Genomic DNA, 1619 nt, shown 5'->3' with positions numbered 1-1619 from the left:
GCGAGGGCGTCCGTCTCACCCCGTTCTACGACATCATGTGTACCCGGATCTACCCGGGCTTGTCCAAAGAGTTTGCGTTCAATATTGGCGGCGAAGTGCACCCCGGCGACATGGGAAAACGCCACGTACAAGGTCTGGCTGCGCAGGTTGGCATGGGATCGAAATATCTGCAATCGGTGGCGTTGTCATTGGCAGCCAAGGTGCCTGATGCCATCGATAAGGCCACCAGGGAGATCTATCCAGACCTCACCAGGAGCGGGCAAACGTTTGCCGAAAAACTCGGCATGGAGGTGAAGTCAATCACGAAGCGTGCTGCCGCTCGAATCAATGCCTAAGGCAATGCTGATTAAGGTCCACGCCACCCGAGGGTGAAACGTTACATGTCAATGAAACAACAAACCTTGGCGATGGCCGCCGATCAAGGCTCAGGATACGAGCAGTACCGCAAGCCCACGCGGCGCGATGAGTTCTTGAAGACGATGGAATTGATCGTGCCCTGGTTGGCCTTGTGTGAAGTCATTGAACCGTACTATCCCAAGGCCGGCAACGGACGTCCACCCATTGGTCTGGAACGCATGCTGCGCATCCATTTCATCCAGCACTGGTTCAACCTGGCGGATTTGGCCTGTGAGGAGGCGCTGTACGACAGCGCCAGTCTGCGCCGCTTTGTCGGAATTGATCTGGGGCGCGAGCCCGTGCCCGATGCCACCACCTTGCTCAAGTTTCGCAAACTACTCAATGACAACAAATTGGGTGAGGCCCTGTTTGCTCAGGTTGGAAAGGAGTTGCAAGAGCGCGGCTTTAAGGTCAACACCGGCACCATCGTGGACGCCACCATCATTAGCGCGCCCAGTTCCACCAAGAATGCAGACAGGGCGCGTGACCCCGAGATGCATCAAACCCGCAAGGGCCAGCAGTGGTACTTTGGCATGAAGCTGCACATCGGCGTGGACAGCCAAAGTGGCCTGGCGCACAGCGCCGTGGTCACAGCCGCCAACGTGCATGACAAACACCCATTGCCCGATCTGCTGCATGGCAATGAGCAGCGCGTGTACGGTGACTCAGCCTATGCCAGCCAGAAGGATCTGATCCACAGCAAAGCAGCCAAGGCCAAAGACTTCACCAACCAGCGCAGTCGACGCAATGGAGTCATCAATGAAGAAACCCGCGGCAAGAACCGCAACAAGTCCCGCATTCGGGCGCGGGTGGAGCATGTGTTTGGCGTGGTCAAGCGCTTGTGGGGATTTGGCAAGGTGCGCTACCTCGGGCTGAAAAAGAATGCCACGCGTGCCTTCACTGCGCTGGCGCTGGCCAACATCTACCTCAGCCGAGAAAGGCTGATGGCACAGGTGCGTCCATGAGGACGAAATACTGGCCGAAAGGCCCTGACAACAGGCCCCAGGGGCCACAAAATAGGGCGATTGACGCTTCGTTTTCAAGAAATCGCACTGTCATCAGCCTCGGCTGGCGTTTTGACGGCACTTGTTCAGCGTAGCCTTAGGCGTCCTCTCGTCGGCTCCATGCCCGACTCCCCAGCTTGCGCAATTCGCTGAACCACAGCACCACGCTGGCCATTCCGGCGCACAGCAGCCACTGGTTGAACGCCAGCGGCACCGTGC

Annotated in this window: 1 protein-coding gene and 1 pseudogene; both read left to right on the top strand. The window is 57.9% G+C overall.

Annotation, left to right across the window (positions count from 1 at the left end):
- Nucleotides 1-335: pseudogene (locus AC097L_RS23845) on the top strand (type II toxin-antitoxin system HipA family toxin); the annotation flags it as partial.
- Between the two features lie 51 nt (nucleotides 336-386).
- Nucleotides 387-1361, top strand: a complete 975-nt coding sequence (locus AC097L_RS23840) for an IS5 family transposase (protein WP_479584056.1) — start codon at nucleotides 387-389, stop codon at nucleotides 1359-1361.
- The last annotated feature ends 258 nt before the right edge of the window (nucleotides 1362-1619 follow it).

Source organism: Rhodoferax sp. RT5P35, from assembly GCF_056521385.1.
Note: the sequence above shows the minus strand (reverse complement) of the source record. Positions and strands in the feature narration are given on the sequence as shown.

Coding starts and splice junctions, on each gene's coding strand:
- AC097L_RS23840 (WP_479584056.1), top strand. CDS start 387: ATGAAACAACAAACCTTGGCGATGGCCGCCGATCAAGGCTCAGGATAC.